General features: G+C 63.7%; 1 pseudogene. It reads right to left on the bottom strand.

What is annotated here, in order from left to right:
- Window positions 1-1,324 (bottom strand): annotated as a pseudogene (locus G205_RS20380) (amino acid permease); the annotation flags it as partial.

The following is a 1,324-nucleotide window of genomic DNA, read 5'->3' as shown; positions in this document are numbered from 1 at the left end:
TCCGGTGTGGCCGTCGCGGGTTGCGGCGATTTCGTGGATGCGGGTGCGGCAGGCGTACCAGCCGATGACCATGAGGATGGATGCGATGGCGGTGACGAGCATGGTGAGGGGGGATTCGATGAAGACCATGGCCAGGACGCCTGCGAGGAAGAGCAGGGAGAGGTAGCCGGTGTAGGGGGCGCCGATCATGCGGAAGGTGGGGCGTTGCAGCCAGCCTTTGTCTGCCCAGCGTTTGAGTTGGATTTGGCACAGGACGATGGTGGCCCAGGTCATGATGATGCCGACGGAGGCGACGTTGAGGACGATTTCGAAGGCTTGGGCGGGGACGAGGTAGTTCAGGGGGACGCCGAGGAGGGAGATGGCGGCGGTGATGGCGATGCCGCCGTAGGGGACGCCTGCTTTGTTCATGCGGGAGGCGAATTGGGGGGCGGATCCGTTGACGGACATGGAGCGCAGGATCCGGCCGGTGGAGTAGAGGCCGGCGTTGAGGGAGGACAGGGCGGCGGTGAGGACGACGAGGTTCATGATGACGTCTACGCCTTGGATGCCGATGGAGCCGAAGAAGGTGACGAAGGGGCTGACGCCTTTTTCGTAGGAGGTGTAGGGCAGGAGCAGGGCCAGGAGGATGACGGAGCCGACGTAGAACACGGCGATGCGGAAGACGACGGAGTTGATGGCCTTGGGCATGATTTTTTCGGGGTTTTCGGTTTCGCCGGCGGCGGTGCCGACGAGTTCGATGGAGGCGTAGGCGAACAGGACGCCTTGCATGAGGATGATCATGGGGAGCAGGCCGTTGGGGAAGATGCCGCCGTTGTCGGTGATGAGGCTGATGCCGACTGTTGGCCGTCGACGGGGGTGCCGAAGATGACGAAGTAGGTGCCGACGATGAGGAAGATGACCAGGGCGCGACTTTGATCAGGGCGAACCAGAATTCCATTTCGCCGAAGACCTTTGACCGAGACGAGGTTCAGGGCGAGGACGACGATGAGGGCGGTCAGGGCCCAGGCCCATTGCGGGACGGCTGCCATCCAGGGGATGTAGTTGCCGAAGAAGTTCATGTAGAGGCTGCGGCGGTGATGTCCACGATGGTGGTGGTGGCCCAGTTGATCCAGTAGAACCAGCCGGAGACGAAGGCTGCTTTTTCGCCGAAGAATTCGCGGGCGTAGGAGACGAAGGAGCCCGAGGAGGGCCGGTGCAGGACCAGTTCGCCCAGGGCGCGCAGGATCAGGAACGCGAAGAACCCGCACACGGCGTAGGCGATGACCAGGGACGGGCCGGCCGCGTTGAGCCGGCCGCCGGCGCCCAGGAACAGGCCGGTCCCGAT

Origin of the sequence: Arthrobacter nitrophenolicus (assembly GCF_000332815.1) — a bacterium.
GTDB classification, from domain to species: Bacteria; Actinomycetota; Actinomycetes; order Actinomycetales; family Micrococcaceae; genus Arthrobacter; species Arthrobacter nitrophenolicus.
Note: the sequence above shows the minus strand (reverse complement) of the source record. Positions and strands in the feature narration are given on the sequence as shown.